Origin of the sequence: Thermoflexus sp., assembly GCF_025055495.1 — a bacterium.
Taxonomy (GTDB): domain Bacteria; phylum Chloroflexota; class Anaerolineae; order Thermoflexales; family Thermoflexaceae; genus Thermoflexus.
Window position 1 is genome coordinate 1 of sequence record NZ_JANWXB010000397.1, and the last position, 6,720, is coordinate 6,720.

At 63.2% G+C, this 6,720-nt stretch carries 3 protein-coding genes and 2 pseudogenes; 4 read left to right on the plus strand and 1 reads right to left on the minus strand.

The features are described 5' to 3' along the window. On the minus strand, positions 1 to 270 hold a 270-nt coding region (locus tag NZM16_RS12865), incomplete at its 3' end, for a CvpA family protein (RefSeq protein WP_295480739.1). 944 nt (positions 271 to 1,214) lie between these two features. On the opposite strand from NZM16_RS12865, the pseudogene NZM16_RS12870 reads away from it, so the two are divergent. From NZM16_RS12870 to NZM16_RS12875, 4 genes and pseudogenes are all read left to right on the plus strand, one after another. Then, a pseudogene (locus NZM16_RS12870) lies at positions 1,215 to 4,055 on the plus strand (preprotein translocase subunit SecA); the annotation flags it as partial. 630 nt (positions 4,056 to 4,685) lie between these two features. Then, positions 4,686 to 5,054, plus strand: a pseudogene (locus NZM16_RS14105) (hypothetical protein); the annotation flags it as partial. Positions 5,055 to 5,069: 15 nt separating this feature from the next. Further along, positions 5,070 to 5,291, plus strand: coding sequence for an SEC-C metal-binding domain-containing protein (locus tag NZM16_RS14110; protein ID WP_366946159.1), 222 nt, complete (start codon positions 5,070 to 5,072; stop codon positions 5,289 to 5,291). Positions 5,292 to 5,457: 166 nt separating this feature from the next. Further along, positions 5,458 to 6,720: GAF domain-containing protein (locus tag NZM16_RS12875; RefSeq protein ID WP_295480743.1), on the plus strand; the 1,263-nt coding region annotated here is incomplete at its 3' end.

Sequence of the window (6,720 nt, forward strand, 5' to 3'; positions counted from 1 at the left end):
GCGGGTCTGCCGATAGAAGGCGAAATTCAGAAGTTCCAGGCCGATGTAGGCAATGAGAAAAGTCGTCACAAAGAAGAATATGGATGTCTCGATCGTGACCAGACCCACAGCCTGGGTGAAAGCCCTCACCAGGGCATCCTGAAAGCCGATGGCCAGTAACATGGAGAGATAAACAGAGGCCAAGCTCAGGATCTGCTTGACCAGCCCTCTCCGCCCTCCGAGAAACCCGCTGATCAACGCACCGAAGACCAGCACCAGATCGAAGATCATAAGCCCCTCCCCGACCTGAAATAAGGAACATCAGGTGCAACTTCCAGGCTTTGCTTTGGATTTTGGGGCTGGGACACCGCCTTCGGCAGCGTTCCGGCCCCAAAAATATTTTTCTCTCCCCTTCCCAGGGCCTCAGGGCCCTGGGAAGGGGAGAGAAAAGGGGGAGAGGTCTAGCCTGCTTCCCTCCTGAGGGCGCCTGGATCGGACTTGTCACCTGAAGTTGCCCATGGCGTAAGGGGGATCATTGTGATAAGCGCGCGGTCCCTTCACGGACTTCGGCTCATATTCAGAGCACGTGCCGCTGGCTGGGCCCAATGTTGGGCGGAGATTTATGGTGGTGGAGCAGGCGGCTTCGCTGTCCATCACCCTGAACGCGTCGGTAGTGTTTCACTGCTGACAGACAGAGGGATAGGGCAGGAATGGCCTTCCTTTTTATTGTTTATTATAACTGGCAACGGGCAGTGGACGGATCGTGCGCTCGATCCGCCGGTTGTATGGGCCGTCGAGGCCGCTTCGGCAACCTCGACGGCCCAAATTCTCCAGGGCTTTTTCATCATCCCATCCAACGAGCACAGCAGCAAGACGTTTCACCGATGCTCCTTCACGCCGGGAAGTGACGTGGGGAAGAGACTCAGAAAATCTGGGGCGAGGGGTCAGGCAGTGAAGCTGCCTTGCCTCACGCCCCAAGGGGTGCGAGCGGAGAGGGTGGATGAGACGGCGCGCCGAAAACGGAGGGGCCCTCCGGCTGGATCCGGCAGCGCAGGGGCCCTTTTCCTCGATGTGGAATGTTCTGAGTTAAACTTAAGCTAAAGCGCATGGGTTGCCGGGCCGAGTGGGGGGCGGCAGGGTTGCCGAAAGTGACCCGTTCCGCCCCCAGGTTTTTCCGCGCGTGGCGCGGCGCGCCGTCCCACGCGCCATATCATCTATGGTCTGAGAGGAAGGCAATGCTGAAACAGATTCTGGGGAAGATCCTGGGGGATCCATCGGATCGCTGGTTGCGCCGATGGGCTCCACTGGTAGAAGCGATGAACCGTCTGGAACCGGAGTTCGAGGCGTTGACGGACGCCGAATTGCGGGCGATGACGGATCGGTTCCGGACGCAGATCGGCGAGGCGATCGCCGGCCATCGGGAGGCTTATCGCCGGGCCTATCTGGCCTGGCTGGTGGAGCGCGACCCGGACCGGCGCACCCAGCTGGAATACGAGATGAAGCAGCGTCTGTCTGAGCTACGCCAGGCGGAGGAGGCGGTCCTGGAGGAGATCCTCCCCCAGGCTTTCGCGGCGGTGCGGGAGGCTTCGAAGCGAACCCTGGGGCTGCGCCATTATGACGTGCAGCTGCTGGGCGGCATCGCGCTCCACTTCGGCAGGGTCGCCGAGATGAAAACCGGCGAGGGGAAAACCCTGGTCGCCACTCTCCCGCTCTACCTCAACGCCCTGCTGGGGCTGGGTGCTCATCTGGTAACCGTGAACGATTACCTGGCCCGGCGGGATACCCGCTGGATGGGCCCGATTTACCACATGCTGGGCCTTCGGGTTGGATTGCTGCAGGCCGGGGAGGGCAACGCCTACATCTATGACCCAGATTACGATGGGGGGAAAGAGGATTTCGCCCACCTGCGCCCGGTCTCGCGCAAAGAGGCTTATCTGGCAGATATCACCTATGGGACGAACAACGAGTTCGGCTTCGATTACCTTCGGGATAATATGGCCTTCACCCTCGAGGCGCGGGTTCAGCGGCTGGAGCGCCCGCACCGTTATGCGATTGTGGACGAGGTGGACAACATCCTGATCGATGAGGCGCGGACGCCCCTGATCATCAGCGGCCCGGCGGAGGAGGCGACGGAGGAATACATCCGCTGGGCGCAGATCGTGAAGCAACTGCGCCCAGGGGACTACGAGATCGATGAGAAGCACCGCACGGTTCACCTCACCGATTCCGGGTATGATCGGGTCGAACAACTCATCGGCAAGCCGCTCTTCGATCCGGAGCGCCCCGAGGAGCTCACCCCCGAGCAGATGAAGCTGATCCACCATCTGGAGCAGGCCCTCAAAGCCCAGTTCCTGTATCAGCGCAACCGGGATTATATCGTGCAGGGCCGTCAGGTAGTGATCGTTGATGAATTCACCGGCCGCCTGATGCCCGACCGTCGCTGGTCCGATGGACTTCACCAAGCCATCGAGGCGAAGGAGGGGGTGCCCATCCGCCCGGAGAACGTCACCTACGCTACCATCACGATCCAGAACTACTTCCGCATGTATGAGAAGCTGGCCGGGATGACCGGCACGGCGGCGACGGAGGCGGAGGAGTTCCAGAAGATCTATGGGCTGGATGTGGTGGTGATCCCCACCCACCGGCCGATGATCCGCATCGATTACCCGGATGTGATCTACCGGACGCGGGAGGCCAAGCACCGGGCCATCCTGCGGGAGATCGTCCAGATGCACACGATGGGGCGGCCCGTGCTGGTGGGAACCACCTCGGTGGAGGCCTCGGATTATTTGAGCAAGCGCTTGCAGGCGGAGGGCCTGCGCTGGCTGGCGCTGGTAGATCTGGTGAAGGACGCGCTGCGGCGTCGGGAGGCAGAGGGAGAGGATAGCCCTCTCTCGGAGGAGGAGCGCGGGCTGCTGAACCAGCCGCCGGAGAAGCTCCCTTTGGGGAAACTCCGATCCTGGGCCCGGGCGTTGGGGCTGGATCCGGATCCGATCGCCCCGGCGAACCTGGAACGCCTGATGGCCCTATGGAAGGTAGAACATCCCGATCGACTTCAACGGGTTTTGGGGCATGGGGTTCCCCATGAAGTGCTGAATGCGCGCCACCACGACCGGGAGGCGCGCATTATCGCCCAGGCCGGCCGGGTGGGGGCGGTGACGATTGCCACCAATATGGCCGGACGTGGCGTGGACATCAAACTGGGCGGCGAGCTGCCGGAGGAGGTCCTGGGGGATGTCAACCGGGTCCTGCGCCGGGCGGGTTTTGATCCCTACGAGATGACATTTGAGGAACGGGCGGAAGCGTTGCGGCGGCTGGACCCTTCCCAGCATGGGCTGTATCGGGAGGCGGTGCAGCGCTTTCTGGAGCATATCGAAGGCGAGCGCACGGTGAAGGTCCTGGGAGGGCTTCACGTGCTCGGCACCGAGCGCCACGAAGCGCGACGGATCGACAACCAGCTGCGCGGCCGCGCCGGACGCCAGGGGGATCCAGGCTCCTCACGCTTCTATCTTTCTCTGGAGGATGACCTGCTCCGACGGTTCGCTGGAGATCGCCTGCGCGGGTGGATGGAACGGGTGTGGGGAGACGACGACGAGCCGCTGGAGCATCCGTGGTTAAACAAAACCATCGAGGAAGCCCAGCGGCGGGTGGAGGGCTACAACTTTGACATCCGCAAGCACCTGCTGGAATATGACGACGTCCTCAATCGTCAGCGAGAGCTGATCTACGGCCAGCGCCTCCGGCTGTTGTTGCGGGATGACCTTCATGACGATCTCTGGGCGATGGTGGAAGCGGAGGTCGGACGTCGGCTTCAGCAGATGAAGCCCGGCGAGGGGTGGAAGATCATCGAGTGGCTGGATGCTGTCCAACCCCCGATGTTGCTGAGCGACGGACGGTTCCTCCCTTCCTTCAGCCTGGCCCTGCTCCTGGAGCGCCTCGAGCCCGGCGGATCCTCCCTCCAGGAGGTGGCGGGGTTGCTTCGCGAGGCGGCGCAGGCAGCGGCCGCGCACTGGGCGGAGGCTGCGGCCCGCGCCGTCCAGGCGGTGGCCGAGCGCAGCCGGGAGACCCTCGCGGATTGGGTGGATACGGCGGAGCGGGCGTTCGAGGATTGGCTTCAGGAAGGCGCGGAGGGCCGCCAGGGGCTGAACCTCCGCAGCCTTCTGGAACGGGTGCGCGAGTTGACCGGCCTGGAGATCCGGTTAGAGGGCCTGCGGATCACTGCGCCGGAGGAGGTGCGGGAGCGCCTGATGGAGGCGGTGCGGGAAGCGGGGCATCGCACGCTGCGCCTGCAGGCCCTGACGGCCGCGGCCCGCCGGGCGGGGATCGGGCTCACCCTCAGCGAGACGGACCTACTGGAGGCCCCCTGGGAGGACCTGACGGAGATCATCCGTGAGGAGATCCTGCAGGAGAGCCAGAACCGCCTGGAAGCCCATCTTCAGGAAGTGGAAGGGATCCTGGCCAATCGTCTGAACGGGCAACGGGATCTGGCAACGCTGGCGCAAGCGATCTGGGAAGCCCAGTTCACCCGGCAGACAGCTTTTGATACACGGACCCATCAACGGGTGACCTACGCGCAGGTGGTGTTCCCGCTCTCCTATCTGGCCGGGCAGCTGCTGGAAGAGATCCCTGCCTCAGAGCGCGGTGCGCGAATCCTGGAACACCTCCGGAAGGTGCTGGAAGCCCGGGAGGAGGAGCTGGGCCGTTCGGTGTGGGTTTCAATGGTGGAGCAGCGGCCTATCGATCTGGATGAGGCGACTCGTCTCAGCCTGATGAACTGGTTGGGGGCGGAGCGCTGGGAGGTGGTGGCGGAAGTTCCCTTCGGGCGCTGGGATCCGGAGCTCCAAGGGGAAGCCATCGGGTTCTTTGGGCGCCGGGCTTTTTCGACAGCCGCCCGTAACCTGCTGCTCGGCCTGATCGGTCAACTATGGGTCGATTATCTCACGGCGATTGAGAACTTGCGGCAGGGGATCGGGCTGGAGGCCTTCGGCCAGCGGGACCCACTGGTCGAATACAAGCGGCGGGCCTTTGAGATGTTCCAGGATCTACTGAACAACATCCGGGCGGAAACCGTGCGGCGGCTCTTCCTGATCGTGCCTACCGGCCAGGCCCTGGCTCGGGAACGTCGGGGGGGCCCAGGATCTCGAGCGCGAGTTCAACCCGAAGCCGCGTCCCGTTCCATCGGGCGAAACGATCCATGCCCCTGCGGCAGCGGCAAGAAGTATAAGCATTGCCATGGCCGGCCGGGGGCACCTCCTTTGCCAGGAACGGCCCCTGCCTCCCCATCGACGGCCGAACGCCGTCGTCGATTGTAGGGGCAGGCCCCTGGGCCTGCCCCCAGGTCCCCATGCCTGCCCTGATGGGATGGAGGCAACCACCAGGGGGTTGCCCCTACAGAATAATGGGGCGCACGTGCATTCCGTAGGGGCAGGCCCCCGTGCCTGCCCCCACAGGAACGTGTGATTCAGAGAGGAGATCGGGATGGCCCGGCAGAAGAAGATTTCCTTCGCATTCAAAGCTCGTCTGGATCTGCGGAACGATCGCTTTATCCCGGATGAGCGCCTCGCCGCCATCCTAAAAACGAGGCTGGAGCGCCGAGGGCATTTCCGGATTGCTGAAGGCATAGCGAGAATCTCCCCTTCCTGGTCCGTCCTGGAGGAAGCGATCCAAAAGGGGGAACCTTCCACGGGATCTCTCTGGTTGAACCCACTGGCTTTCCCCTGTCGATTTATCGCCGTGCCCGGGCGATCTCCGCACATCCTTCAACTCCACCTGGACCCCCTGGTTCCGGCGGAGCGTCTGGTTCAATGGGAGACGATGGGGGAGCCTCTGTATGTGCTGGACCCTGAGGGCAGGGTCCTGTGGTTAAATGCTGCGGCTTCCTCTTTCTGGCAGGTTCCCCGCGCAGGCTTCCTGGAGCGCCCGATCTGGGAATGGATCAGCCCAGCTCAGCGAGGCGTGATGCAAGAGGCGTGGCCCCGGCTCTTCCATGACGGCCTTCCGGCGGTCTGGGAGATCGTCCTTGGATCCCAGGGAGAGCGCGGTCAGGCTCGCTGGCTGGCCACCCCCGGTCCTTCCTGGGGCGTGATCCGCCAGATCGCCTCGAGCGCCGAGGAGCGGCTTCAGCGAGAGCTCTCCCAAGCCCTGGGGATGCTGGCCGAGCTCGGCTATCATCTCCACGATCCGCAGGCCCTGATGTCCAGCGCGCTTCACCTCTTGATGGAAATATGGAAAGCGGATGTAGGGGTGGCCTATCAGATCCAGGGCCGGCGCCTGGATCTGGTGATCGGCTTCGGCCTGGGCGAGGGGTTCTCGGCCCGGTTCGGCCATCTGGAAATGGACGATGAGACCTATACGGCTTTCCAGGCCCATCGGTATGCATGGTATATCGAGGATACCCGAACCGCCGCCCTGGCGTCCATCACCCGGGAGGTAGTGAGGTGGGTCGGTGTTCGCACGCTGGTGATGATCCCGTTGATATATCAAGGGACCCCGGTTGGCCTTCTGGGCTTTGGATACCGATGGCCTCGTCCGGCTTTCTCGATGGAGCGCGATCTGCTGACCCTCATCGGCAATCAAATCGCCCTGGCCCTGGTGACCGCGAGGAGCCTGCGATCCGCCCGTTTTGAGCTGGAGCAACATCGTCAAGCGATCGCCCAGATTTCGGAGGCCGGCCGTGAGGCGACCCAAACCACGGACATGGAGGAGTGGCTGGGCCTGGCGCTGCGAATCATTCTGAAACTG